Here is a 24,143-nt window from a genome sequence, read left to right on the forward strand (position 1 = left end):
TTCATTATTCCTGACGGGTACCGCCCTGTTCACGATGGCCAGCGCGGCCGCCGCCCAGGAGGCCACGCCGCCGGCGGACGCCCAGAGCGGACAGGCATCAGCCCAGGATATCGTCGTCACCGGAACCCGCATCGTGCGCGACGGCTATACCGCGCCGACGCCGGTGACCGTCGCATCGACCGAAGAGCTGGTGAAGGCGACCCCGTCCAACATTCCCGACGCGCTCAACAAGCTGCCGCAGTTCCAGAACTCGTCCAGCCCGTCGCGCAGCTCGATGAATTTCGCCAACACCGCGGCGCACGGCAATGTGCTGAACCTGCGTGGCGTCGGGCCGTTGCGCACGCTGATCCTGTTCGATGGCCAGCGGGTGGCGCCGACCACCTATCTCGGCACGGTCGACGTCAATGTCATCCCCAACCTGCTGATCCAGCGGGTGGACGTGGTGACCGGCGGCGCTTCGGCGGCCTATGGCTCCGACGCGGTCTCGGGCGTGGTGAACTTCGTGCTCGACAAGAAATTTACCGGCCTGACCGGCGTCGCCCAGGGGTCTACCTCGCAGCGCGGCGACAATCAGGGCTATCGCTTCGGCATCGCCGGCGGCTTCGACTTCGGTGGCGATCGCGGCCACCTGTTGCTGAGCGCCGAGACTTTCAAGAATAACGGCATGCTGCGCAGCGACCGCAAACTGGGACGTGGCGCCTACAGCTATGTCGGCAGCACGGTCGGCTGCACCAATCCCAATGCTGCGACCGATCCCACCGCCTGCTCGCCGGGCGGCTCGCTCAATCCCTATATGATCGCATCCGGCGTGACGCTCAGCGCCGCGTCGGAATATGGCAAGATCACGTCGGGGCCGTTCACCAATTACCGCTTCGACGCCAATGGCGCGCTGGTGCCGTTCAGCAACGGCACGGCAACCGGATCGCCGGGCTATTTTGTCGGGGGAGACGGTTATGCGATCTCGCCCGATACCCAGGCGGTCGCCCCGCTGCACACCTATCAGGCCTTTGGCCGGGCGAGCTGGGACTTCACGCCGGACGTGACCGGCTATGTCCAGGGCAGCTTCTCGCGCGGCGACCTGTCCTACACCTCGCTGGCCAACAGCCTAGTGCCGCCAACGGCCGCCACGCTCTACAGCGGCAATCCCTATCTGCCGGCCGAACTCCAGGCGGCCTTCACCCCGACCAGCCAGTCGATCACGCTCGCCCGCTATGGCGCCAATTCGCCGCGCCCCCACACGACGGAACGCACCGATTACTGGATGGTCAATGCCGGGTTCGAAGGGACGCTGGCGGACAAATGGAAATGGAATGTCGCCTTCAACCATGGAGATTCCAATTTCTCGGTCGCACAGGAAGGCGTCTGGGATTGGCAGCATTTCTATGCCGCGACCGATGCCGTGCGCAATGGCAGCGGCCAGACCGTCTGCCGGGCCAGCCTGAATGCCGATCCGACAATCGCAGCCCGCTATGCCAATTGCCAGCCCTTCAATCTGCTGGCCACCGGCGGCACCTATGCCAGTCAGCCTGGCTATGACTATGTCGTGGGCACGTCGCGTTACCGCGCCCGCATCTGGCAGAACGCCATGTCGGCCAGCATCCAGGGCGGTTTGTTCGACCTGCCAGCCGGCCCGGTCGATGTTGCGCTGGGCGCGGAATATCGCCGCCAGAGCCTGCGCCTGACCAGCAACGCCAACCCCGCCGATCTCGACACGACGGCGGAACGCAATGCTTATTTCGCCGGCCTGCGCGGCGTGCCTTCGTCGGTCTATTATTATTGGCTGACCAATGTCGGCGAGGCGTCGGGCGACCTGAGCGTCAAGGAGGTGTTCGGCGAACTGGCGGTGCCGCTGCTCAAGGACCAGCCCTTTGCGCAGGAACTGAGCCTGAACGCGGCCGGCCGCTATACCGATTACAGAACGTCGGGATCGGTCGAGACCTGGAAGCTGGGCGCCATCTGGAAGCCGATCCGCGACCTGCTGCTGCGCGGGTCGGTCTCGCGCGACATTCGCGCGCCCAATCTGTTCGAACTGTTCGCCGGCGACCAGAGCGCGATCAGCCTGCTGGTCGATCCGGTCAGCGGCATCACCGCCAATGTGCCGCAGGTGACGGGCGGCAACCCCGATCTGAAACCGGAAAAGGCCGACACGCTGACCTTCGGCGCGGTCATCACGCCGTCCTTCCTGCCGGGGCTCAGCCTGTCGGTCGATTATTACCGGATCAAGATCAAGGATGCGATCGGCACGTTGAGCCTGACCCAGATCGTCAACAATTGCAGCCAGAGCGGCGGCACCGCGCCCGAATGTGCGCTCGTCACCCGCGACACGCCGACATCCTTCCCCAGCCAGATCCGGGTGGCCCCCGCCAATATCGCCTTCCTGGAAACCAGCGGCATAGATTTCGACGCGTCCTACCGGACCGAACTGGCCGGCGGCAATCTGGGCCTGCGCCTCTATGCCAGCTATCTCGACAGCTATCAGACCCAGCAGTCATCGACCGCGCCGGTGCTGGAATATGCCGGGATCAGCACGATCAGCAGCACACCGGAAGGCCGCCCGCGCTGGCGTGGCACGCTTAGCTTCAATTACGAGATTGGCCGGGTCGGCGTCTTCCTCAACCAGCAACTGATCGGCAAGGTGAAGCTGGGCATCCCCGGCGGGCTGGAAAACGGCCTTGGCCAGACGATCGGGGCGGTCGGCTATACCGACATGACGCTCAGCTACCGCTTGCCGGTCGCCAATGGCCATGTCGAATTCTTCGGCACCGTCAACAATCTGTTCGACAAGGATCCGCCGTTGATCCCTGGCACCATTCCGGGCGTCAACATCGCCACCAATTTCGCGCTTTACGATACGGTGGGCCGCGCCTTCACGGGCGGCATCCGCTTCAAGTTCTGAAAGCCGGACGGCGGCCTGGTGCCGCCGTATCTCTCTCCCTGGGCGCCGGCTGCCAATGCAACCGGCGTCTCTTTTTTTGTCCAAGGAGGTCGCCTTGCCCCATGCTTCGCCCCGTCCCGTCCGTCGCCCGTCCAGCGGGGTCTTGAGCGCGATATCCTCCCTCGCGCTGCTCATGGCGCTCTCAGCGCCTGCCGTCGCCCAGACCTCCGATGCTTCGGCCGCGAAAATCTACGGCCGAACGCCGGCGGAATCCTCGCCGCCCAGCTGGCCTCAGCCAGTCCGCGCCGCCAAGGGGGCTCCCAACATCCTGATCGTCATGACCGACGATGTCGGCTTTGGCGCCAGCAGCACCTTTGGCGGCCCGATCCCGACGCCGACCTTCGACGCGCTCGCGCAGGCCGGGCTGCGTTATAACCAGTTCAACACCACCGCCATCTGTTCGCCGACCCGCGCCTCACTGCTGACCGGGCGCGATCCGCAGGCGGTGGGCATGGGCTATGTCGCCAACTGGGCGACCGGCTATGATGGCTATAACAGCGTCATCCCCAAAAGCGCCGGCACCATGGCCCAGATCCTGAAGGAAAATGGCTATAACACGGCGATGATCGGCAAGGGGCATGTCACCCCGGAATGGGAAATGAGCCGCGCCGGACCGTTCGATCGCTGGCCCACGGGCCTGGGTTTCGAATATTTCTACGGCTTCCTGGGGGCCGACAGCAGCATGGCCGAACCCAATCTGGTCGAAAATACCGCGCATGTGCAGGCCCCAGCCGATCCCACCTATCATCTGGAACATGACCTGGCCGATCATGCTATCCGCTGGATCGACGAGCAGCATGCAGCCGCCCCGGACAAGCCCTTTCTCCTCTATTATGCGACCGGCACCGCCCATGCCCCCAACCAGCCGCCCGCCGACTGGATGGCGCGCTTTCGTGGCAAATTCGATGCCGGCTGGGACGCGATGCGGGCGGAAACGGTCGCCCGGCAGAAGCGGCTGGGCGTGATCCCGCAGGGGACGGACGATGCCCCCCGGCCCGACACATTGCCGCGCTGGGACAGCCTGACCGCCGACCAGAAGCGTCTCTATGCCCGCTATATGGAGGCTTATGCCGCGTCGCTCGCCTATGCCGACGCGCAGATCGGCCGCGTCATCCAGCGGCTGCGCGACAATGGCGAGATCGACAACACGCTGATCATCTATATCCAGGGTGACAATGGCGCGAGCGCGGAAGGCAGTTTCGACGGCAAGCTGTTCGAGCAGTCGGCGCTGAGCGGGGTGAAGGAAAATCCCGATTATGCCCTGGCCCATATCGACGATATCGGCACGCGACATGCCTATAATCTGATCCCCGGCGGATGGGGCTGGGCGCTCAACGCTCCCTTCCCCTGGGCCAAGCGCTATGGCTCTCATTTCGGCGGCACACGCAACGGCATGGTCATGTCCTGGCCGCGCCATATCCAGGATCCGGGCGGGCTGCGCAGCCAGTTCCACCATGTCAGCGACATCATGCCGACCGTGCTGGAGGCCGCCGGGGTCAAGGCGCCCGAGATATTGGACGGCGTACCGCAAAAGCCGATCACCGGAACCAGCATGGGTTACAGCTTTGCCGCGAAGGACGCCCCCTCGCACCGCACGACCCAGGTGTTCGCGATGGCGCAGAATCTGAGCGTCTACAAGGATGGCTGGGTGGCCGCGACCGCGCCGATGGTGACGCCGTGGGAACGCACGCCGCCGCCGCCCGTGCCGATCGACCAGCGCGTCTGGCAGCTATATGATACCCGCTCGGACTTCAGCGAAGCGCATGATCTGGCCGCTGCCAATCCGCAAAAACTTGCCGCGCTCAAGGATCTGTTCTGGGCCGAAGCGGCGACCGCCGGCATCCTGCCGATCCATGGCAGCGAAGGCGGGCAGAAGGGCCGGCCCGACCATAATGCCGGGCGCGCCCACTTCACCTATCATGGCCCGATCGGTCCTATTCCAGAGAGCGCAGCGCCGGGCCTGGTCGGCCATTCCTTCACCATCCGCGCGCAGGTGAGCGTGCCGGCCGATGGCGGCCAGGGTGTTATCGCCGTGCATGGTGGCCGCTTCGGCGGCTACAGCCTGTTCCTGGACAAGGGGCGACCCAGCTTCACCTATAATCTGACCCCGGCCCATATGAGCCGGATTGCCGGCACCGCGCCCCTGACTGCGGGGCGGCACGATATCGGCCTGCGCTTCGTCATGGACCAGGAAGCACCGACCAGTGGCGCCACCGCCACGCTGCTGGTGGATGGCAAAGAGGTCGCGCGCGGCCGGATCGACCGCACCTTCGCGCTCGTCGTGTCGCACACCGAGGATTTCGAGGTCGGCCAGGACAGTATCAGCCCGGTCGATCCTGCCTATGATGTGGCCAGCGGCCACTTCACCGGGACGATCGAGCGGGTGGATATCAGCCTGCCCTAGGGTGCCTTTGCTTTTCGCATTTTGCGAGCCGTCCGCTGTGCCAGCTGACTTCAAAATGCTCTAGCAATAGCGCGCCAGCCAGGCCTCCACCGACACCGGCAGTTCGGCTTCGCCCGGCGGAGCCAGCAGGCTGGCGCGCGCGCTCATCATGACGTCGCGGACATGCGCCTCCAGCGGCACGGTGCGATCCTCGGACGGCATATGGTCCCAGCGGACCAGCAGGCTCTGCAGCATCATGTTGCACAGCAGGATGCGGTTGCGCGCGACGTCGGGATGCACCCCCTCCATCAGCGCGCGCAGATGGCCGATCACCCGGAACAGGTTCTGCGCCCTGTCTTCGACCGCCGCAAACAGGCTGGAGGTCAGCGACCAATATTGGGTCGCGAAATGCAGCAGGAAATGGGCATAGGGATGGGTGCCTGCTTCATCCTTCAGGTCGAGCTGCGGCAACAGCAATATGCCCAGCAATGCCATCGGATCGCGCAGATGGCCGTTCGCTTGCGCCTGTTCCAGCATCCGGCCGCGCACCGGATCCATCTGCTCCACGCGAGCGCCGAAGACGGCGGCGAGCAGCCCATCCTTCGATCCGAAATAATAGGTGACGGCATTGGTGTCGCCACAGCGGGCGGCCGTGGCAATCTCGCGCATCGATACGGCATCGATGCCGCGCGCCGCAAACAATGTTTCGGCGGCACGGACGAGCCGCACCATCGGCGGCTCTGCATGGCGCACCCGCTTCCTGGCGGCGCTCAACTCTGGCAAGGCAATCATCTCCCGGCAATTGCAGGTCAAATTATTGCCGGATGGCGCTGGAAACCAGCCCCTTTCGACAAGCGGGGAGCGCGGAATTTAGCAGCACCGGCCCGCTTTCGCGCATCGCGCCGCCGCCAGGATCATGCCCCCCTGCGCATCAGATAGATGTCCATGATCCAGCCATGCCGGGCCCGTTCCTGCGCGCGGAGCCCCGCGATCCTGTCCCGCACGACCGCCAGCGGCCCTTCGACCAGGAGTTGATGCTCCATGCCGAGATAGGCCCCCCACCAGATATGGATGCCGGCGGGATCGAGCGCATCGAAGGCGCAGCCCTGATCCAGCATCACGGCGACGCTGTCGCCGTCGGCCGGCCAGCCATCGTCGCGCAGCCGGCGCCCGGTCGTGATGACGACCGGCGCGCCGAGCCGATTGAGCGGGATGGCATGCGCCGCAGTCAGCGCCTGCAGGCTGGTGATGCCCGGCACGACGCTTACCCGGATCGCCAGCCCCCTCTGCGCCAGCCGGTCGGCGATCCGCAGGCTGCTGTCATAAAGGGAGGGGTCGCCCCAGACCAGCAGGGCAAGGCGGCCGCCATCGGGCAGGTGGCTCGCGATCTGTCCGGCCCAGGCCTGGGTGATGGCATCGTGCCAGTCCTGGACGCCGCCCATATAGTCGCCGCGCGCATCGCGCACGGGCAGGTCGAACTCCACCACGCGCACCGCCCGCGTCAGCACGGCCGCACAGATCGCGCGGCGCAGATCGACAAGGTCGGACTTGGCACTGCCCTTGCGCGGCAACAGGATGAGGTCGGCGCTGTTCATCGCCCGCACCGCCTGGGCCGTCAGATGATCGGGATTGCCGGTGCCGATGCCGATGAGGTGCAGGTCGATCATCATGCGCTCGCGATCATGTGGAAGAAGGAACCGCTGGCCCAGCCGCGCCGCGAGCCGGTTTCCGCGACCGCCGCGCCATCGGCATCGGTCACCCGCATCAGCGGCGCGTCATCCTGGCCCATGATGGTCGAATAATGGAACTCATGGCCGCGCAACATGGTGCCGGCTCGCAGCCCCGCAACAGGCGCCAGCAGCTCCGCCCGCCGATAGCCCAGATGCAGCCGGCGGTCCGCATGGCTGGTGACAAGGCCGAGCAGTCCTGCCATGCGATGGGCGGTGCCGTCCCGGTCGATCAGCGCGTCGCCCAGCACCATATAGCCCCCACATTCGCCATGGACCGGCCGATCCTGAGCATGGCGGCGCAGGCCCGTCAGGAAGTGCTGCGCGCCGGCGATGGTCCCGGCGTGCAGTTCGGGATAACCGCCGGGCAGCCAGATCAGGTCGGCATCGTCGGCTGGCGCCTCATCGGCCAGCGGGGAGAAGGGCATGATCTGCGCCCCGGCCTGTCGCCAGCCCTCCAGAAGATGCGGATAGAGGAAGGAGAAAGCCACGTCCTGCGCCACCGCGATCCGCTGCGCCGGGGGATCGGGCAGGCGCCCGCCGCCCCTGATGCCGTGCGAGCGGGCCGCGCCCCGAACCGCGGCGAGATCGACCCGCTCCCGCATGAGTGCGCCATAGCGCTCCAGCACCTGATCGAGCCCCTGCTGCTCGCCGGCCTGCACCAGCCCCAGATGCCGTTCGGGCAGGCTGAGGTCGGCGTGCCGGGGCAAGGCGCCGAACACCGCAATGCCCGCCGCCGCCAGTCCCGCGCGCGCCAGCCGTTCATGGCGCGGGCTTGCCACGCGATTGAGGATGACGCCTGCAATCGTCACGTCGGGATCGAAACGTGCAAAGCCGAGCGCTGTCGCCGCACAGGATTGCGCCTGTCCGGATATGTCGAGCACCAGCAGCACCGGCCAGCCCATGCGGCGTGCCACGTCGGCGGCGGTGCCATGGCCAGTGGCGCCCCGACCCGCCACCCCGTCGAACAGGCCCATCGCCCCTTCGGCCACGATCATGTCGGCATCGCCGGCCTCGGCCACCACCCGGTCCAGCAGCGCGCCGTCCATCGCCCAGCTGTCGAGGTTGAAGGACGGCCGGCCACAGGCAACGCGATGGAAGGCCGGGTCGATATAGTCCGGCCCGCATTTAAGCGGCTGCACCGTCACGCCCGCGTCGCGCAGCGCACGGAGCAGGCCGAGCGTGACGGTCGTCTTGCCGGTGCCCGATGCGGGCGCCGAAACGAGCAGGCCCGGCACCGTCACTCGGACGACCCGGCATAGCGCGATCCGGCATGCTGCGGCCGGAAACGCCGGTCATAACCCTGCGCGTAGAGGCTGCTTTCGGCAAAATCCGCCGCGTCCAGCGCCGGGCCGACCAGGATGATGGCGGTGCGCTCCATGCTGCCCGCGACCGCCGCCTCGATCGACGAGAGGGTCGCTCGCACGATCCGCTGGTCGGGCCAGCTTGCCCGCCACACGACCGCGACCGGACAGTCCACGCCATAAGCCGGCATGATATCCGCCACCACCTGCGCCAGATTGTGGATCGACAGATGGATGGCCAGGGTCGCGCCCGTCACCGCGAAATTGGTCAGGCTCTCGGCCGGCGGCATGGTGCTGGCGCGCCCCGGCGTGCGCGTCAGGACGAGCGACTGGGCCAGTTCAGGCAGCGTCAGTTCCACCTCCAGCGCCGCGGCCGCCGCAGCGAAGGCGGGCACGCCGGGGGTCACGGTGAAAGGAATGTCCAGCGCCCGGAGGCGGCGGATCTGCTCGCCCATGGCCGACCAGATCGACAGGTCGCCGGAATGGAGCCGCGCCACATCCTGCCCGGCGGCGTGGGCGGTGGCGATCTCCGCCATGATGGCGTCCAGGTCCATGGGCGCGGTGTTGACGATGCGCGCGCCGGGCGGACAATGACCCAGCAGCTCCGCCGGGACCAGCGACCCGGCGTAGAGGCATATCGGGCTGGCCGCGATCAGATCGCGGCCGCGCAGGGTCAGCAGGTCGGGCGCGCCGGGGCCGGCGCCGATGAAATGGACGGTCATGATGATGCTCCTTGAGCGATGGCGCAGGTCGCCATGCGATCGGGGGAAAGGCTGCGGGCGGCGCGCAGGCGGGCGCCTTCCCCCGCGCCGGCCAGGGCACAGGCCTCGGCGACGCTGCCGGTGCCGCGCGCGGCCAGCGAGGCCGGCGACCGGCTGATGGTGGGCAGGGACGCGAGGCGATCGGCCGCAATGGGGATGAGCGGCAGGGCCAGTTGCACGGCGAGTTCCGCCAGTCCCCCGGCCTTGTCCGCCAGCGTGGCAAGATGGGTGACGTCCCGTCCGCCGCCGGCCGCCACCAACGCCGCGTGCAGGGACGCGGTGGTCGCGCCGGCACGGAAACCGAAGCCCGCGACGATCATAGCGTGATGCTCCACTGCACCACCGGATAGCGCGACCGCCAGCCATGGCGATTGCCGAGCGGCGCGGCGTCGGCCAGTTCGATCCGCAGCAGGCTGCCGCCCCGCCGCCCGTGCCAGAGCGCCAGCAGCGCCTCCGACTCCAACGTTACGGCATTGGCCACCAGCCTTGTGCCGGGTGGCAGCAGCGCCTCCAGCCGTTCCAGCAGCACCTGCGACAGACCGCCACCGATGAAGACCGCCTGCGGCATCGGACCATCAGGCAGCACGTCCGGCGATCGACCGATCATCAGCTCCAGCCGATCCACGCCCAGCGCACGGGCATTGGCGCGGGCGCGATCCGCACGGGCCGGATCGGCCTCCACCGCGCAGGCGCGATTGGCGGGATGGGCCAGCAGCCATTCGATCGCGATCGATCCCGACCCGGCGCCGATGTCCCACAGATAATCCCCCGGCCGGGGCGCCAGCGCCGACAGGGTCAGGGCGCGCACCGGCGCCTTGGTGATCTGTCCGTCATGGTCGAACAGCGCGTCGGGACGACCGCTGGCGACGGTCAGTACGGGGCCGTCACCGGCGACCTCCAGCCCGACCGCCACGGGATGGGCGATGTCGGCCGGTATCGTCGCCCCCGCCTCGATCGACCGGATCCGTTCGCGCGGGCCGCCGAGGCTTTCCAGCACATGCAGGCGCGACGCGCCAAATCCCCTGGCCGACAACCAGGCGCCAAGTCCCGTCACCGCCGCCCCGTCGCGCAGTAGCAGCAGCGCCCGCGCGCCCGGCGCAAGGTGCGGACGCAGCCGTTCCAGCGGCGCGGCATGCAGGCCAAGGCACGCGACATCCTGTATCGCCCAGCCCAGCCGCGCCGCCGCCAGCCCGAAGGTGGAGGGCGCGGGATGCGCGCACCATTCATGGGCCGCCAGATGGCGCGCGATGCTGCTGCCCGCGCCGAACCAGAAGGGGTCGCCCGACGCCAGCACCACCACCGGCCGCCCACGATGCGCCAGCAGCCGCGCGATCCCGTCCGCGAAGGGCACTGGCCATTCGACCATCGGCGCGCTAATCCCGCCCAGCAGCGCAAGGTGCCGGGCCGGCCCCATGACCAGGTCCGCCGCCGCCAGTGCCGCGCGGCTTGCCGCAGACAGGCCGTCCATCCCGTCCTCGCCGATGCCGACGATCGTCAACCAGGGGGGAGAATTCATGTCATCCATGCCCAATATCCTGCTGCTTGGCGGCACGACGGAGGCAAGCGCGCTGGCGGTCCTGCTGGCGGCGCGCGGCATCCGCGCGACCTTCAGCTATGCCGGACGCACGGTCAGCCCGCGGGCGCAGCCGCTGCCCGTGCGGGTCGGCGGCTTTGGCGGGGTGGCGGGACTGGTCGCGCATTTGCGCGCGGAAGGCATCACCCATCTGGTCGACGCCACCCACCCCTTTGCCGCGACGATGAGCGCCCATGCGGTCGAGGCCGCGCATGGGGCGGGGATCGCCCATGCCGCGCTGACCCGAGCGCCCTGGACGCCCGTCGCCGGCGATCGCTGGATCGCGGTGCCGGACATGGCCGCGGCGGTGACCGCGCTCGACGGCCCGCCTCAGCGGATCATGCTGGCCCTGGGGCGCATGCATGTGGAAGCCTTCGCCGCCCAGCCCCAGCATCATTATCTGCTGCGCTTCGTGGATGCGCCGGATGCGGTGCCGCCCCTGCCCGATCATGCCCTGGTCGTGGATCGCGGCCCGTTCACGGTGGCGGACGACACAAAGCTGCTGCGCGATCATCGCATCGACCTGATCGTCGCCAAGAATGCCGGTGGCACGGGCGCGGCCGCCAAGCTGGACGCCGCGCGCGCGCTGGGCCTGCGCGTGCTGATGATCGACCGGCCCCCGCTGCCCGACCGGCAGGAATTCCACCGGCCCGAGGATGTGCTCGACTGGATCGCTCATCCCGCCACCTCGTCGGGGATGCCGCGCGGCGTGTAGAGGATCGGCCCGCGCGCGCGCTCGATGATGCGGGTCCGGCTCGACCCGACGATCACCATGGTGCGCATGTCCGCCATGTCCGCCCGCGCCTGCCCCAGTGGCACGATATGCAGTGTCTCCTGCGCGGTGGTGACGGCGCGGGCGAAGAGGATCGGGCGCGCATCGCCACAAAGCTCCCGCAACAGCGCCAGTGTGCGCACGAACCCTTCCGGCCGGGACGCCGAGCGGGGATTATAGAAGGCCATGGCGAAATCCGCCTCCGCCGCCAGCCGCAGCCGCTTTTCGATCAGGGACCAGGGCTTGAGATTGTCGGACAGGTTGATCGCACAGAAATCATGGCCAAGCGGCGCGCCCGCACGCGCCGCGGCGGCCAGCATCGCGGTGATGCCGGGCAGCACGCGAATGTCGATGTCGCGCCAGGGAGCGGGGCCGGCCTCCAGCGCCTCGAACAGGGCGGACGCCATGGCAAAGACGCCCGGATCGCCCGAGGAGACGACGACAACCCGACGCCCCTGCGCCGCCAGCTCCAGCGCATGGGCCGCCCGGTCCAGTTCCACCCGATTGTCCGAAGGATGCAGCATCAGCCCCGCACGCGGCGCGACCCGCGCGACATAGGGGATATAGCCCACCACGTCGGTCGCGGCAGCCAGCGCGGCATCCACCTCCGGCGTCACCAGCGCTTCGTCCCCCGGCCCAAGCCCCGCGATCGCGATCCAGCCCCCCTCTGCCGCCGCAAGGCTCATGGCCGACGCCCCTGGCCGTGGATCAGCAGGATCGAGAAATAGGGCGTCACCCTGTCGACATCGGCCAGCCGGGTCACGCGCTGTTCCGGCATGGCGGCATGTTCGACCAGCCATGCTTCATCGCTGCGCCCGGCCGCCGCCACCGCACTGCGCAGCTTGGCCAGGTGGCGACCTATCTTCATCACCACCAGCGCGTCGGTATCGCGGATGCGGCGGACCAGTTCCTCTTCCGGCAGCGTCGCCATCGCCACGGTCAGCACATCGTCACCCCAGGTGATCGGCAGGCCGGTCGCATTCCACGCGCCCGACATGCCCATGATGCCGGGGACCACTTCGACCGGGACCAGCCCCGACAGCCGACTGTGCAGATGCATGAAGGAGCCGTAGAAAAAGGGATCGCCCTCGCACAATACGACCACATCCTCGCCCGCCTCCGCGATCGCCAGCAGCCGGCCGGTGCAGTCGGCATAGAAAGCGGCAAGGCAGTCATTGTAGCGCCGATCGGTGAGCGGAATTTCGGTTGTCACCGGATATTCCATCGCCAGTTCGATCGCATCGTCCCGCAACATGCCCTGCGCGATGCGGCGCGCCTGTCCCGGTCGGCCGGCCTTGCGGAAATAGGCGACATGCCTTCCGCCCCGCACCAGCCGGTCGGCGCGCACGCTCAGCAAGTCCTGCGCGCCGGGGCCAAGGCCCACGCCATAGACGGTGCCGCTCATTCCGCGTGGCTCGCCAGCGCATTGATCGCCGCGACCGTGATCGCGCTGCCGCCAAGCCGCCCGTCGACGACGCAGCAGGGGACCGGCTGCGCCGCCCACAGTGCCGCCTTGGATTCCGCCGCGCCCACGAAGCCCACCGGGCAGCCGATGATCGCCGCGGGACGCGGACAGGCCGGGTCGTCCAGCATGTCGAGCAGGTGGAACAGCGCCGTGGGCGCATTGCCGATGGCAACCAGTGCCCCGGCAAGATGCGGCCGCCACAGTTCCAGCGCGGCGGCGGACCGGGTATTGCCCATCGCCCGCGCCATGTCCGGCACGGCGGTGTCGTGCAGGGTGCAAAGCACGGCATTGTCGGCGGGCAGGCGCGCACGCGTGACCCCTTCCGACACCATGCGCGCATCGCACAGCACCGGCGCCCCTGCAGCCAGGGCCTGCCGCGCCACGGCTGCAAAGCCCGGCGAAAAGCGGATATGGGCCGCCAGGTCCACCATGCCCGCGGCATGGATCATACGCACGGCGACCGGCTCCTCCTCGGCAGCAAAGCGCCCGAGATCGGCTTCGGCGCGGATGGTGGCGAAGGACTGGCGATAGATTGCCGCGCCGTCCCTCTCATAATCATGGGGCATCAACAGGCTCCGAAATGGGCAAGAAGGTCGGTGGCGGTGAGGTCAGGACGGACGGGCGCCGATCCTGCACGGGCGTGGAAGGCCAGGTCGTAGCGCCCGTCCCGCCCCGTCAGCACGATATCGGCCGGCATCGAACAGGCGCATCCCTTGGCGCAGCCGGAGACATGAAGGCGGCCCGCCACATGGGGGGCCAGCCGGCGGGCGAGGTCGCGGGTCGCCACGCTCGCCTGCGGGCAGGCAGGCGCGCCGGGGCAAGCCTCCACATGGATCAGCGGGTCGGCCGCGTCGGCGGACAGGCCGGGCAGTTGCCCTTCGGCCAGCAGCATGCGCCACGGGGTCAGCCGCATGGCCGGCGCGTCGAGAAGATGCCGCGCGTCGATCCGGCCGAAGGGAAGACCATAGGCCATGCCACCATCCCATGCGCCGGAGGTCAGACGCGGGCGCGGCGACGCGGCCTCTGCCCTGCCCGTTGCCCAATCCGGCAGGGGCGCATCATGCCGGGCCATGCGCCCCGCCCGCGCGCCGTCGCTCTCCACGAACCATCGGGCGAGTGCGAGCAGCGCATCCACTTCGCCGCCGCTGTCCACCGGCACGCCTTGTGCCCGCCCCTCCGCACGCAAGATCAGGCCGCCATCGCGCGCCCGCTCGATGCGAAAATCCCCCGCTTCGCTCGACAGGAGCGGCGCGGCGCCGGCATCGATGACGAAGCCCATCTTGCCCGGCAAGTCCGGTAGTTCGTCCAGGCGATCGAGCAGCTGGCTGGCGATGCGATAGCTGTCATCCCCTTCGCGCCAGTCCGGCGCGATCATCAGCATCCGCGCGCCCTCGCGCCGGGCATCGCGGTCCACCAGGCCAAGGTCGAGCAGCCGGTCGAGCAAGGGGCGCCAGCTTTCGTCGCGCACGCCGCGGATCTGGAGGTTCGCGCGCCGGGTCATGTCGATCAGGCCGTTGCCATGGGCGATCGCCACTTCGCCCAGCGCCGCCATGTCGTCGGCCGAAAGACGGCCGAGGCGCGGCTTCACGCGCACGATCAGCCCGTCGCCCGCCGCCATCGGGCGCCAGGCATCGGGACACCAGCCCCGAACGGCCGGCCCGTGGGCCACCGCATGGTTCGCGGTCGCCCTATCCCTGCCCGCGCCGGTCTGGCTCACAGGCAAATCCTCCGCGCGCCGGGACGCAACCAGGCGGGGCTTGCCGGCATCACCGGTCGGCGCGAGGCGGCAGGCAGGCGCGACAGGCGCCCGACACCACGCGGCCGTGCAGCCCCAGCCACACGCTTCGCCGCCCAGACGGAAGAGAGACCGTGCCATGACCAATCCCTGGGTCAGGACAAGAGCGACCGAAACGCCGGCAGGTCTCCTGGCTCGCGGGTCGTTGCGGGATGCACGCCTTCCCGGACGCTCTGTCCAGTGGCTGCCCTCACGGGCTCGTGCATCGCGCTATCCGCTTACAGTTGCAGGGACAGCCACGGAATAAGGGGCCAGGCCCCCGCACCGCATTCCCGATTAAGTTCCTTGCGGAACACCGGCGTCAGTTATGCAATGCGCCAGCATGAACCGGCGCATCGTTGATGCCCTAGTCGAAACATCGGGCTTAGCCAAGACATGGAATGGGTATCCGCAGTCCCGCTGCCGGCTCGACGCCCAAGGCATACCGACGGAAGATGCCGAAACGGAAACCGGAAGCAAGGAAAGCGACGCGGCGTCGGATACCGAAATTTTGGCTGGGGCGGCAGGATTCGAACCTGCGCATGGCGGCATCAAAAGCCGCTGCCTTACCGCTTGGCGACGCCCCAGCAATGCGCCGATCCAAGTCAGCGCGGGACCGCCATATAGCGGCTGATGCACGAAAGAAAAGCCCTCCTGACGATGGACTTCGCCTTTCCCTTTCCTTCCCGCCCAACCCATCTTAGGGATCAACGCCACGCCCCCGCCCCCGCAACCGGAAACCCGCGCCGATGTCCGTCCAAGCCCCCTCGCCCAGCCAGATCGCACCGGCCTCGCCGCTGTTCCTGCGCGAGGACGAAATCCGGCGCGGCATCGAGATGCTCTATTTCGGCTATTCCGCGCTCACCCGATCGATCGACGAGGGGCTGGCGGCGCAGGGGCTGGGTCGCGCCCATCACCGCGCCCTCTATTTCATCTCGCGCCAGCCCGACCTGACGGTGAAGGATCTGCTGCGCCTGCTGGCGATCACCAAGCAATCGCTCGGCCGGGTGCTCAATGACCTGATCGAGCGCGGCTATATCGAGACCCGGCCGGGCAGCAGCGACCGGCGGCAGAAACTGCTGCGCCTCAGCGCCGCCGGGCGCGCGCTGGAGGCCGAGCTTTTCCGCGCCCTGCGCGAGAAGATGGCGGCTGCCTATGCCCAGGCCGGACAGGGGTCCGTCACCGGTTTCTGGCGGGTGATGGAGGGCCTGATCCCCGATGCCGACCGGTCGATGGTGTTCGGCCTCAGCGGCGGCTGATCGCGAAACCACGCAACCTTATGGCCGCTGCCGCGCTTTTACGAGCGTCGTGCGGAAAAGTGGGAACCGGTTTTCCGCTTAAAACGATGCGACAACGAGAGATTAGGCAGCGCCGCGTCAGATATGATGCGGCGCTGCCCAAGCCTTGCCAACGCAATGAGGAGACATCATGCGCGCACCCCTTCTGGCCATCACGGCCCTGTCCGCCCTGGGCCTGAGCCTGTCCGCCTGCTCGGAAAAGGCGTCGGACAATCTGGAAAATGCCGGCTCCGCGATCGGCAATGACGTCAGCAACGCCGTCGACGATGCCGGCGAGAAGATCGACAACGGCCTCGACCGCGCGGGCGCCGCGATCGACAATGGCGCAGACCGGATCGGCGCCGCGACCGACCGGGCCGCCGACGATGCCAAGCGCGAGGGCAAGGAAGCCAAGCAGGATGTCGGCGCCTCGCTGGAGCAGGCCGGCAAGGATCTGCGCAACGACAGCCATTGAGACGTGCCGGGCCTCCCCATGGGGAGGCCCGGCCTCAGGCCGCGAGGCTATATCCGGGCGGCCTGGACGCGACCGGAAGTGGCTATTTCCCTCTTCGTCATCCCGGCCCCTTCGACAGGCTCAGGACAGGCTTGATCCGGGATCGCTTGAGCGCTCCCTATCCGCCGTAGCCCAGAATGGATCCTGACTTTCGTCAGGATGACGCCTGTGGGGATTGTCGGATTTCCACCAATTTGGGCAATGAACCGCTAATTTTTTGGCCTCAGAAGCGCACTAACCGATCACCACCTATTGATCGCCACGCCAATAGCGAACCTTTACCTCCGGTTCCAACTCGCCAGCTAAACGCTCGCTCAGTTGCCGTCCCCGTTCTTCAAAAGCCTGTTCATCAGCGCTAGATCTGAAACCCGATCTGGAAGGATCATCCACATTCAGAGTGGCATCATAGTCCTTCGACCATGCCCATAGATCGGCACAAAGCCCATCACTGAGCCCCAAAGAATCCGGTTGGATATCTCCCATCTTCTCGGGGCTTCCTTCATCCCACCAGAGAGGGGCGCATCCATAATCTGCCATGACCTTGATCTGCATGACGACGGGCTATCGCCTCTAGCGACCGCTTTCCACTGTTTCTGCAGAAAAGCAGTCTGTCCGCAAACCGCTTAACTCCGTCACCCCAGCGAAGGCTGGGGTCTCAGGCGGCAGCAGAAAGAGGCCAGCCGTCTAGCGCTATCCGTTTATGTCGCGTGCGCCGGCCTGAGATGCCAGCCTTCGCTGGCATGACGGGATAAGGGCCAGTCCGCACCCCACCCCTCCCGGCATTCGTCCGCGCCGCCTAGAACACCACGTTGCGCACGAAGCGCAGCAGGTCGGTTCCGCGGTTGACGAAGACATAGGGGCGGTCGCTGCTGAAGATGAGGAAGTCGCCCGCCGTGATGGTGCGCGTGCCGGCATCCATCTCGACCGTCAGCACCCCTTCCACCACATAGAGCATCTCGTGCCAGTTGGCGGCGTCCGCCTCGGCCGGGTAGCGATCGCCCGGCGCCAGCGACCAGGTCCATAGCTCCGCCTCGCGCGCGGCCGGCACGGTGCCGAGCAGGGTCGCGCGGCTATGTGCATCCTCGCCCTGCCAGGCGAGGGTATCGATCCGGCTATTGTCGGGCATGTCGGGCGCGCGCACGACGTGCGAGAAGCTGACGTCCAGCGCCTGCGCCAGCCGGTCGAGCGTCGACAGGCTGACATTGGCCTCGCCGCTCTCGATCCCCACCAGCATGCGCCGGCTGACCCCGGCCGCGCTGGCCAGCGCATCCTGGCTCAGCCCCTTGGCGGCGCGCAGGCGGCGGATATTGCCCGCGACATGGGAAAGAACGTCCGGGCGCGGGACTTCGACTTGACTGTGCAATATATTGCTCATAACGCGATGTGCATTATGTTGCACAATGCCGCCCTCGACAAGAGCCCAGCGCCCCGGCTGATCATCGGCCGTCCCGAACTCGCGCTGATCGGGATCACCGTGCTGTGGGGCGCGACCTTCCTGATCGTGCATCATGCCATGCAGCAGAGCGGGCCGCTCTTCTTCGTGGGGATGCGCTTCGGCACGGCGGCGCTGCTGGCGCTGCCGCTCGCCTGGCCGGTGTTGCGCGGCCTGACGGGGCGCGAACTGCTGGCCGGGTCGATGATCGGCCTTGGCATCTTCTGCGGCTACACGCTCCAGACCTGGGCGCTGCAGACCATATCCAGCAGCACGTCCGCCTTCATCACCGCCGCCTATGTGCCGCTGGTGCCGATCCTCCAATGGGCGATATTGCGGCGCCGGCCGCGCTGGACCAGCTGGGTCGGCGTCGCGCTGGCCTTTGCCGGCCTGATCCTGATCGCCGCCCCGCGCGAAGGGCTGTCGCTGGGCAAGGGCGAGGCGCTGACGCTGATCAGCACGCTGGCGATCGCGCTGGAGATCATCTTCATCAGCCTGTGGGCCGGCAAGGTCGACATTGCCCGCGTCACGCTGGTGCAACTGGCGGTCACGTCGCTGCTCGCCTTCGGCCTGATGGCGCCGATGGGCGAGGCGATTCCGCCCTTTTCCTGGACGGTGATCCTGTCGGCCTGTGGCCTGGGCGCGATGACGGCGCTGATCCAGTTCGTGATGAACTGGGCGCAGCGCACCGTATCGCCGACCCGCGCGACCCTGATCTATGCCGGCGAGCCGGTCTGGGCCGGGATATTGGGCCGGATCGCGGGCGACCGCCAGCCCGCCACGGCGCTGGCCGGCGCGCTGCTGATCATCGCCGCCGTGATCGTGAGCGAACTGAAGTTCGAGCGGCGGGGCAAGGACTGATCCCTTCCCCCCGGCCGCACTTCGATCAGGCCCGCTTGAAGACCGGCGCGCGCTTTTCGAAAAAGGCCATGAACGCCTCCTGCGCCTCGGGCGAGGCCAGCGCTTCGCGGAACAGCCGGGCTTCTTCGGCGATGCGCGCCTGCAAGGCGGCGGGGTCACCCTTCATCAGCCGGCGCGTCGCCATCAGTGCCTGGGGCGGCTTGGCCATCAGCGCCGCCGCCTTGGCGCGGGCATGGTCGAGCAGCGTTTCGCCTGTCACGATCGCCGTCACGAAACCAGCGCGATCGGCCGCTTCCGCATCCATCGGCTCGCCCAGCATCAGCATCGCCGCCGCCCTGGCATGGCCCATGATCGCGGGCGCGAGCAGGCTGGAGCCGGCCTCCGGCACGATGCCCAGATTGACGAAGGGCATGACGAAGCGCGCGTCGGGCGCGGCATAGACCAGGTCGCAATGGAACAGCATCGTCGTGCCGACGCCCACGGCAAGCCCCTGCACCGCCGCGACGATCGGCTTGTCGAAGGCGGCAATCGCGCTGATGAAATCGAAGGCGGCAGCGCCGCCCTCCGGCCCGGCCATGAAGTCCTTGAGGTCATTGCCGGCGCAAAAGGCGTCGCCCCGCCCCGCAAACAGCACCACGCCAATCTCCGGCCGGCTCGACGCATCGGCCAGCGCGGCGATCATCGCGCGGTACATCGGCCCGGTCAGCGCATTCTTCTTGTCGGGCCGGTCGATATGGATTTCGAGCACGCCGTTCGTCTCGATGATGGCGATATGGTCGCTCACGCAAATTCTCTCCCGATACTCTGTGCCAAGGCTGTTGGCCCAGAGGATGGGGCGGCGTCTATCCTTTTCCAAGCCCCTTCCCTATGCCCGAAATCATGATGACTCGCCTGCGCCTGATCCTCGATCCCTTCCTCGTCCTGCTGCTCTGCACCGTTGCCCTAGCGTCGGTCCTGCCCGCGCGCGGCCAGGGCGCCCATGTCGCGTCGATCGTTGCGGACGCGGGCATCGTGCTGCTTTTTTTCCTGCATGGGGCAAAATTGTCGCGCGAGGCGATCTGGGGCGGCGCCAAGGCCTGGCAACTCCATCTCGCGACTCTGGGCACGACCTTCCTCTTCTTCCCGCTGGTCGGCATCCTGCTGCAACAGATCGGCGCGATCCCGGAGAATATGCGCGCGGGCCTGCTGTTTCTCGCCCTGCTCCCTTCGACGGTGCAAAGCTCGATCGCCTTCACCGCGATCGCGCGCGGCAATGTCGCCGCGGCGGTGGTCAGCGCCTCCTTCTCCAACCTGCTCGGCATCGTGCTGACGCCGCTGCTGGTGGCATTGCTGATGCAGCGCGGCGGCAGCAACCTCATCTCCCTTTCCTCGGTCGAGGGGATCATGCTGCAATTGCTGTTGCCCTTCGTGCTCGGCCATCTCGCCCGTCCCTGGATCGGCGGCTTCGTGTCGCGGCACAAGACGCTGGTCGGCCGGGTCGATCGCACATCGATCCTGCTGGTGGTCTATTCCGCCTTCAGCGCGGCGGTAGTCGAAGGACTGTGGCACCGGGTATCGCGCGCGGAGCTGGCGCTGCTGGCGCTGCTCTGCATCGCCATGCTGGTGATCGTGCTGCTCTTCACCTGGGGGCTTGGCCGGCTTCTCGGCTTTTCCCGCGAAGATGCGATCGTGCTGCAATTTTGCGGCTCGAAGAAGAGCCTCGCCTCGGGCGTGCCGATCGCCGGTGTCCTATTCCCCGCAGCGGCCGTCGGGCCGATCATCCTGCCGGTCATGCTGTTCCACCAGATTCAGCTGATGGCTTGTGCCCTGCTGGCACGGCGCTATGGGGCGCAGGCGGCCGATAGGGCCGATTCGCAGATGGCAACCATATCATGACCCAACCGATCCTGACCGACATTCCGATGGAGAGCTTCCTCTCCCACATCGACGCCGTGGCCGGCGCGATCGCCAAATCGGACTGGCGGCCCGACTATATTGTCGGCGTCGGGCGCGGCGGGCTGGTGCCGGCCACCTATCTGTCCCACGCCATCAGCCAGCCGATGCTGTCGGTCGACCTGTCGGCCCAGGTCGTGGGCTTTTGCGACGAACTGCTCGACAAGCTGGTGGCGATGGCGCTCGAAGGATCGCGCCTGCTGTTCGTCGACGACATCAATGACAGCGGCCGCACGATCAACCAGTTGCGCGCGGCGCTGGCCGGCGCGCCGGCCGATCATCTGCGCTTTGCCGTGCTGATCGACAATGTCAGCTCGGCCGCGAAGGTCGAATATCGCGCAACCACGATCGACCGTGTCGTCACCAAGGACTGGTTCGTCTTCCCCTGGGAAGCGGTTGCCAGCCGCGCGTCGATCCTGTCGGACTGGGGCGAAGTGCCCGAACGGACCAGCTGAGAATAGCTGTCACAAAAATATAATGGAAATTCCCCGCCCGCTCGTTATACAAGCGTACAACTGCAATGGGGCATGCGGGGTAGATGGGCGAGACGGGATGCGGACCGGATCCGGACGCGGGCTATAGCCTGCCGGCATGGACCTATAGCGATCCCGAATTTTTCGCCGTCGAGACCCGCCGCATCTTCCGTCCGAGCTGGCAGATCGTCGCCCATGACAGCGACCTGCCGGCGCCGGGCGATTTCCATGTGCTGGACTATCTTGGCGAGAGCGTCATCGTCGTCCGCGGGGATGACGGCGAAGCCCGCGCCTTTACCAACGTGTGCCGCCACCGCGGCGCGCGCCTAGTGGACGGGCCCTCGGGTCGCACCAGAAAGCTGGTCTGTCCCTACCATGCCTGGACCTATGGTCTGGACGGTTGCCTGACGGGCCTGCCAATGGCGGGCAGCTATGGCAATCTCGACCGGTCCAGGCATGGACTTTCCCCTGTAGAAATCGAGAATTTCCACGGCTTCCTGTTCGTCCGACTGGAGGATGATGGCGGGCCGTCGGTGGCGCAGATGATGGCGCCCTATATCGACGAGATCGCCCCCTATCGCTTTTCCGAACTGCGCGCGCTTGGCCGCGTCACGCTGCGCCCGCGTGCGGTGAACTGGAAGAATATCGGCGACAATTATTCCGATGGCCTGCATATCGCGGTCGCCCACCCCGGCCTCAAGCGGCTGATGGGCGATGGCTATGGCGTCGAAGCCAGCCCCTATGCCGACAAGATGTGGGGGCCGATCCTCGATCGCCCGTCCACTAACCTGTCCGAGCGCGCCTATCAGCATTTCCTGCCGGCCGTCCCGCATCTTCCGCCCGATCGGCAGCGGCTTTGGACCTATTTCAAGCTCTGGCCCAATTTCGCCTTCGACATCTATCCCGACCAGGTGGATTTCATGCAGTGGCTGCCGGTGTCGCCGACCCAGACGCTGATCCGCGAGATCAGCTACGCCCTGCCCGATGACCGCCGCGAGATGAAGGCGGCCCGCTATCTCAACTGGCGCATCAACCGCCAGGTCAATGCCGAGGATACCGAGCTTGTCGCCCGCGTGCAGGCGGGCATGGCGTCGGACAGTTTCACCGTCGGCCCCTTAAGCGACCAGGAAGTCGCGCTGCGCCATTTCTGCGCGCGGATGCGCACCATCATTCCGCAGGCGCGCCAGCATCGCGCGCCGAAAATGGGATGGTCTTTCGACTATCATGATTCTCGTCATTCCCGCGCAGGCGGGAATCCATCCCCCGACCTCACCTATGGGGAGATGGCTGGAGATGGATCCCCGCCTGCGCGGGGATGACGGCGCTTTTTCGGGGAGGGATATGTTGTGACCAAAGCCTATGACGCCGTCATCATCGGCGCGGGCCATAATGGCCTTGTCTGCGCCTTCTACCTGGCCCGTGCCGGCTACACGGTGCGCATGGTGGAGCGCCGCGATGTCGTCGGCGGCGCGGCGGTGACCGAGGAATTTCACCCCGGCTTCCGCAACTCGACCGCGAGCTATACGGTCAGCCTGCTCAATCCCAAGGTCATCCGCGACATGAAGCTGGCCGACCATGGCTATCGCGTGATCGAGCGGCCGATCAGCAATTTCCTGCCCCAGCCCGATGGCGGCTATCTGAAGCTGGGCGGCGGGCTGGAGCGGACCCAGGCCGAGTTCGCCCGGTTCAGCGCGCGCGATGCCGCGACCCTGCCCGCTTATTATGACGCGCTGGAAGTGGTGGCCGATGTGCTCCGCGATCTGGTGCTCAAAAGCCCGCCCAATGTCGGCGATGGCCTGACCATGGTGGTCGAGGCGCTGAAACAGGGCCGCCGCGTCGCAGGGCTCGATATCGAGCAACAGCGTGACGTGCTGGACCTGTTCACCAAATCGGCCCGAACCTTCCTCGACAGCTGGTTCGAGAGCGAGGCGGTCAAGGCCGCCTTCGGCTTCGACGCGGTGGTTGGCAATTTCGCCTCGCCCGACACGCCGGGCAGCGCCTATGTGCTGCTGCACCATGTGTTCGGCGAGGTGAACGGCAAGAAGGGCGCCTGGGGTCACAGCGTCGGCGGCATGGGCACGATCACCCAGGCCATGGCGAAGGTCGTGCAGGCGATGGGCGTCGAGATCAGCCTGGAGGCGCCTGTCGATCATGTGCTGGTCGATGGCGACCGCGCCGTCGGCGTGAAGCTGGCCAGCGGCGAGGAAGTGATGGGTGCCAGCATCATCGCCAATGTCGGCCCCAAGCTGCTCTATGAGCGAATGATGCAACCGGCCGACCTGCCCGCCGATTTCCTGAAACGGATCACGGCGTTCAAGGCGGGATCGGGCACCTTCCGCATGAATGTCGCGCTCTCTGCCCTGCCCGACTTTACCTGCCTGCCCGGCATTGGCGAGCATCACCAGTCCGGCATCATCATCGCGCCGACGCTCGACTATATGGACCGCGCCTATCTGGATGCGAAGCGCGACGGCTGGTCGAAGGCCCCCATCGTCGAGATGCTGATCCCCTCGACCATCGACGACAGCCTGGCGCCCGAGGGATGCCATGTCGCCAGCCTCTTCTGCCAGCAATTCGCGCCCGAACTGCCCGACGGGCGAAGCTGGGACGATGAGCGCGAGATAGCGGCCGACCATATCATCGCCACGGTCGAGGCCCATGCGCCGGGCTTTGCAAAGAGCGTGATCGCCCGCCAGATCCATTCGCCACTCGACCTGGAACGCAAGTTCGGTCTGGTCGGCGGCGACATCATGCATGGCAATCTGACGCTGGACCAGATGTGGGCGGCGCGGCCTGTGTTGGGGCATGGCGCGTATCGCGGTCCGGTGAAGGGCCTCTATATGTGCGGCGCGGGCACCCATCCGGGCGGCGGCGTCACCGGCGCGCCAGGCCATAATGCCGCGCGCGAGGTGCTGAAGGATCGCGCCCTGTGGGGGAAATGGCGCGGCCGGGCCTGATCG

The 24,143-nt window shown here is 67.2% G+C and carries 23 protein-coding genes, 1 tRNA gene and 1 riboswitch; of the genes, 10 read left to right on the plus strand and 14 right to left on the minus strand.

Going from position 1 to position 24,143, the window contains the following annotated elements:
• Nucleotides 1-34 precede the first annotated feature (34 nt).
• Nucleotides 35-2,896, plus strand: a complete 2,862-nt coding sequence (locus ACI6S0_RS11695) for a TonB-dependent receptor plug domain-containing protein (RefSeq protein ID WP_434405936.1) — start codon at nt 35-37, stop codon at nt 2,894-2,896.
• A 172-nt stretch (nt 2,897-3,068) separates the two neighbouring features.
• Nucleotides 3,069-5,339: an arylsulfatase gene (locus tag ACI6S0_RS11700; protein ID WP_434405937.1), complete on the plus strand. Its 2,271-nt coding sequence runs from the start codon at nt 3,069-3,071 to the stop codon at nt 5,337-5,339.
• Nucleotides 5,340-5,399: 60 nt separating this feature from the next.
• On the opposite strand, the gene ACI6S0_RS11705 is transcribed toward ACI6S0_RS11700, so the two are convergent.
• From ACI6S0_RS11705 to cbiE, 6 genes are all read right to left on the minus strand, one after another.
• A complete protein-coding gene (locus ACI6S0_RS11705) occupies nt 5,400-6,101 on the minus strand; it encodes a TetR/AcrR family transcriptional regulator (protein ID WP_434403157.1) in 702 nt (233 codons plus the stop codon).
• A gap of 131 nt (nt 6,102-6,232) precedes the next feature.
• Complete coding sequence (gene cobF / locus ACI6S0_RS11710; RefSeq protein WP_434405938.1) at nt 6,233-6,985, minus strand: precorrin-6A synthase (deacetylating); 753 nt, start codon at nt 6,983-6,985, stop codon at nt 6,233-6,235.
• Nucleotides 6,985-8,289, minus strand: coding sequence for a cobyrinate a,c-diamide synthase (locus ACI6S0_RS11715; RefSeq protein ID WP_434403158.1), 1,305 nt, complete (start codon nt 8,287-8,289; stop codon nt 6,985-6,987). Before ACI6S0_RS11715 ends, cobF begins: the two co-directional genes overlap by 1 nt.
• Nucleotides 8,286-9,071 (minus strand): precorrin-4 C(11)-methyltransferase, encoded by a 786-nt coding sequence (cobM, locus tag ACI6S0_RS11720; protein WP_434403159.1) that lies wholly within the window; start codon nt 9,069-9,071, stop codon nt 8,286-8,288. Before cobM ends, ACI6S0_RS11715 begins: the two co-directional genes overlap by 4 nt.
• Nucleotides 9,068-9,430 carry a cobalamin biosynthesis protein gene (locus ACI6S0_RS11725; protein WP_434403160.1) on the minus strand — a complete coding sequence of 121 codons (363 nt, stop codon included), beginning with the start codon at nt 9,428-9,430 and terminating at the stop codon, nt 9,068-9,070. Before ACI6S0_RS11725 ends, cobM begins: the two co-directional genes overlap by 4 nt.
• Nucleotides 9,427-10,635: a precorrin-6y C5,15-methyltransferase (decarboxylating) subunit CbiE gene (gene cbiE, locus ACI6S0_RS11730; protein WP_434403161.1), complete on the minus strand. Its 1,209-nt coding sequence runs from the start codon at nt 10,633-10,635 to the stop codon at nt 9,427-9,429. Before cbiE ends, ACI6S0_RS11725 begins: the two co-directional genes overlap by 4 nt.
• On the opposite strand from cbiE, the gene ACI6S0_RS11735 reads away from it, so the two are divergent.
• A complete protein-coding gene (locus ACI6S0_RS11735; protein ID WP_434405939.1) occupies nt 10,634-11,398 on the plus strand; it encodes a cobalt-precorrin-6A reductase in 765 nt (254 codons plus the stop codon). The genes cbiE and ACI6S0_RS11735 overlap by 2 nt on opposite strands.
• Here the strand turns inward: ACI6S0_RS11735 and cobJ are convergent.
• The 5 genes from cobJ to ACI6S0_RS11760 all read right to left on the minus strand — a co-directional run bounded on the left by cobJ (nt 11,359) and on the right by ACI6S0_RS11760 (nt 15,281).
• Complete coding sequence (gene cobJ / locus ACI6S0_RS11740) at nt 11,359-12,141, minus strand: precorrin-3B C(17)-methyltransferase (protein ID WP_434403162.1); 783 nt, start codon at nt 12,139-12,141, stop codon at nt 11,359-11,361. The genes ACI6S0_RS11735 and cobJ overlap by 40 nt on opposite strands.
• On the minus strand, nt 12,138-12,860 hold the full coding sequence (gene cobI / locus ACI6S0_RS11745; RefSeq protein WP_434403163.1) for a precorrin-2 C(20)-methyltransferase: 723 nt from the start codon (nt 12,858-12,860) through the stop codon (nt 12,138-12,140). Before cobI ends, cobJ begins: the two co-directional genes overlap by 4 nt.
• Nucleotides 12,857-13,486 carry a precorrin-8X methylmutase gene (locus ACI6S0_RS11750; protein WP_434403164.1) on the minus strand — a complete coding sequence of 210 codons (630 nt, stop codon included), beginning with the start codon at nt 13,484-13,486 and terminating at the stop codon, nt 12,857-12,859. The genes cobI and ACI6S0_RS11750 overlap by 4 nt, the downstream gene beginning before the upstream one ends.
• Nucleotides 13,486-14,538 (minus strand): cobalamin biosynthesis protein CobG, encoded by a 1,053-nt coding sequence (locus ACI6S0_RS11755; protein WP_434405940.1) that lies wholly within the window; start codon nt 14,536-14,538, stop codon nt 13,486-13,488. Before ACI6S0_RS11755 ends, ACI6S0_RS11750 begins: the two co-directional genes overlap by 1 nt.
• A 280-nt stretch (nt 14,539-14,818) precedes the next feature.
• Nucleotides 14,819-15,030, minus strand: a riboswitch (cobalamin riboswitch).
• Nucleotides 15,031-15,206: 176 nt separating this feature from the next.
• A tRNA-Gln gene (locus ACI6S0_RS11760) sits at nt 15,207-15,281 on the minus strand.
• 162 nt (nt 15,282-15,443) lie between these two features.
• On the opposite strand from ACI6S0_RS11760, the gene ACI6S0_RS11765 reads away from it, so the two are divergent.
• Entirely contained in the window at nt 15,444-15,953 is a 510-nt protein-coding gene (locus tag ACI6S0_RS11765; RefSeq protein WP_004207880.1) for a MarR family winged helix-turn-helix transcriptional regulator, read from the plus strand.
• 169 nt (nt 15,954-16,122) lie between these two features.
• Nucleotides 16,123-16,446 carry a hypothetical protein gene (locus tag ACI6S0_RS11770; RefSeq protein WP_434403165.1) on the plus strand — a complete coding sequence of 108 codons (324 nt, stop codon included), beginning with the start codon at nt 16,123-16,125 and terminating at the stop codon, nt 16,444-16,446.
• A 288-nt stretch (nt 16,447-16,734) separates the two neighbouring features.
• Here the strand turns inward: ACI6S0_RS11770 and ACI6S0_RS11775 are convergent, their stop codons facing one another.
• Both ACI6S0_RS11775 and ACI6S0_RS11780 read right to left on the minus strand, forming a co-directional pair.
• The gene (locus ACI6S0_RS11775) at nt 16,735-17,037 is read right to left on the minus strand and encodes a hypothetical protein (protein ID WP_434403166.1); all 303 of its coding nucleotides are present in this window, start codon (nt 17,035-17,037) and stop codon (nt 16,735-16,737) included.
• A gap of 244 nt (nt 17,038-17,281) precedes the next feature.
• The gene (locus ACI6S0_RS11780; protein WP_234792486.1) at nt 17,282-17,848 is read right to left on the minus strand and encodes a helix-turn-helix domain-containing protein; all 567 of its coding nucleotides are present in this window, start codon (nt 17,846-17,848) and stop codon (nt 17,282-17,284) included.
• Nucleotides 17,849-17,875: 27 nt separating this feature from the next.
• On the opposite strand from ACI6S0_RS11780, the gene ACI6S0_RS11785 reads away from it, so the two are divergent.
• On the plus strand, nt 17,876-18,778 hold the full coding sequence (locus ACI6S0_RS11785; RefSeq protein ID WP_434403167.1) for a DMT family transporter: 903 nt from the start codon (nt 17,876-17,878) through the stop codon (nt 18,776-18,778).
• 25 nt (nt 18,779-18,803) lie between these two features.
• On the opposite strand, the gene ACI6S0_RS11790 is transcribed toward ACI6S0_RS11785, so the two are convergent.
• Nucleotides 18,804-19,562 carry an enoyl-CoA hydratase gene (locus tag ACI6S0_RS11790; protein ID WP_434403168.1) on the minus strand — a complete coding sequence of 253 codons (759 nt, stop codon included), beginning with the start codon at nt 19,560-19,562 and terminating at the stop codon, nt 18,804-18,806.
• A gap of 98 nt (nt 19,563-19,660) precedes the next feature.
• On the opposite strand from ACI6S0_RS11790, the gene ACI6S0_RS11795 reads away from it, so the two are divergent.
• The 4 genes from ACI6S0_RS11795 to ACI6S0_RS11810 all read left to right on the plus strand — a co-directional run bounded on the left by ACI6S0_RS11795 (nt 19,661) and on the right by ACI6S0_RS11810 (nt 24,140).
• Nucleotides 19,661-20,653, plus strand: a complete 993-nt coding sequence (locus ACI6S0_RS11795) for a bile acid:sodium symporter family protein (RefSeq protein ID WP_026108894.1) — start codon at nt 19,661-19,663, stop codon at nt 20,651-20,653.
• On the plus strand, nt 20,650-21,165 hold the full coding sequence (locus ACI6S0_RS11800) for a phosphoribosyltransferase (protein ID WP_125987611.1): 516 nt from the start codon (nt 20,650-20,652) through the stop codon (nt 21,163-21,165). The genes ACI6S0_RS11795 and ACI6S0_RS11800 overlap by 4 nt, the downstream gene beginning before the upstream one ends.
• An 83-nt stretch (nt 21,166-21,248) precedes the next feature.
• Nucleotides 21,249-22,502, plus strand: coding sequence for an aromatic ring-hydroxylating oxygenase subunit alpha (locus ACI6S0_RS11805; protein ID WP_434403169.1), 1,254 nt, complete (start codon nt 21,249-21,251; stop codon nt 22,500-22,502).
• 27 nt (nt 22,503-22,529) lie between these two features.
• On the plus strand, nt 22,530-24,140 hold the full coding sequence (locus ACI6S0_RS11810; protein WP_434403170.1) for a phytoene desaturase family protein: 1,611 nt from the start codon (nt 22,530-22,532) through the stop codon (nt 24,138-24,140).
• Nucleotides 24,141-24,143 lie beyond the last annotated feature (3 nt).

It is taken from the genome of Sphingobium sp. DN12, from assembly GCF_051058005.1.
GTDB lineage: Bacteria > Pseudomonadota > Alphaproteobacteria > Sphingomonadales > Sphingomonadaceae > Sphingobium > Sphingobium yanoikuyae.

What these genes read in the sequence shown, in the direction of transcription:
- ACI6S0_RS11695 (WP_434405936.1), top strand. Translation starts at nt 35, where the DNA reads ATGGCCAGCGCGGCCGCCGCCCAGGAGGCCACGCCGCCGGCGGACGCC.
- ACI6S0_RS11700 (WP_434405937.1), top strand. Translation starts at nt 3,069, where the DNA reads ATGGCGCTCTCAGCGCCTGCCGTCGCCCAGACCTCCGATGCTTCGGCC.
- cobF (WP_434405938.1), bottom strand. Translation starts at nt 6,985, where the DNA reads ATGATCGACCTGCACCTCATCGGCATCGGCACCGGCAATCCCGATCAT.
- cobM (WP_434403159.1), bottom strand. Translation starts at nt 9,071, where the DNA reads ATGACCGTCCATTTCATCGGCGCCGGCCCCGGCGCGCCCGACCTGCTG.
- ACI6S0_RS11725 (WP_434403160.1), bottom strand. Translation starts at nt 9,430, where the DNA reads ATGATCGTCGCGGGCTTCGGTTTCCGTGCCGGCGCGACCACCGCGTCC.
- ACI6S0_RS11735 (WP_434405939.1), top strand. Translation starts at nt 10,634, where the DNA reads ATGCCCAATATCCTGCTGCTTGGCGGCACGACGGAGGCAAGCGCGCTG.
- cbiE (WP_434403161.1), bottom strand. Translation starts at nt 10,635, where the DNA reads ATGGATGACATGAATTCTCCCCCCTGGTTGACGATCGTCGGCATCGGC.
- cobJ (WP_434403162.1), bottom strand. Translation starts at nt 12,141, where the DNA reads ATGAGCCTTGCGGCGGCAGAGGGGGGCTGGATCGCGATCGCGGGGCTT.
- cobI (WP_434403163.1), bottom strand. Translation starts at nt 12,860, where the DNA reads ATGAGCGGCACCGTCTATGGCGTGGGCCTTGGCCCCGGCGCGCAGGAC.
- ACI6S0_RS11750 (WP_434403164.1), bottom strand. Translation starts at nt 13,486, where the DNA reads ATGCCCCATGATTATGAGAGGGACGGCGCGGCAATCTATCGCCAGTCC.
- ACI6S0_RS11755 (WP_434405940.1), bottom strand. Translation starts at nt 14,538, where the DNA reads ATGGCGGCGGGCGACGGGCTGATCGTGCGCGTGAAGCCGCGCCTCGGC.
- ACI6S0_RS11765 (WP_004207880.1), top strand. Translation starts at nt 15,444, where the DNA reads ATGTCCGTCCAAGCCCCCTCGCCCAGCCAGATCGCACCGGCCTCGCCG.
- ACI6S0_RS11770 (WP_434403165.1), top strand. Translation starts at nt 16,123, where the DNA reads ATGCGCGCACCCCTTCTGGCCATCACGGCCCTGTCCGCCCTGGGCCTG.
- ACI6S0_RS11775 (WP_434403166.1), bottom strand. Translation starts at nt 17,037, where the DNA reads ATGCAGATCAAGGTCATGGCAGATTATGGATGCGCCCCTCTCTGGTGG.
- ACI6S0_RS11785 (WP_434403167.1), top strand. Translation starts at nt 17,876, where the DNA reads ATGTTGCACAATGCCGCCCTCGACAAGAGCCCAGCGCCCCGGCTGATC.
- ACI6S0_RS11795 (WP_026108894.1), top strand. Translation starts at nt 19,661, where the DNA reads ATGACTCGCCTGCGCCTGATCCTCGATCCCTTCCTCGTCCTGCTGCTC.
- ACI6S0_RS11800 (WP_125987611.1), top strand. Translation starts at nt 20,650, where the DNA reads ATGACCCAACCGATCCTGACCGACATTCCGATGGAGAGCTTCCTCTCC.
- ACI6S0_RS11805 (WP_434403169.1), top strand. Translation starts at nt 21,249, where the DNA reads ATGGGCGAGACGGGATGCGGACCGGATCCGGACGCGGGCTATAGCCTG.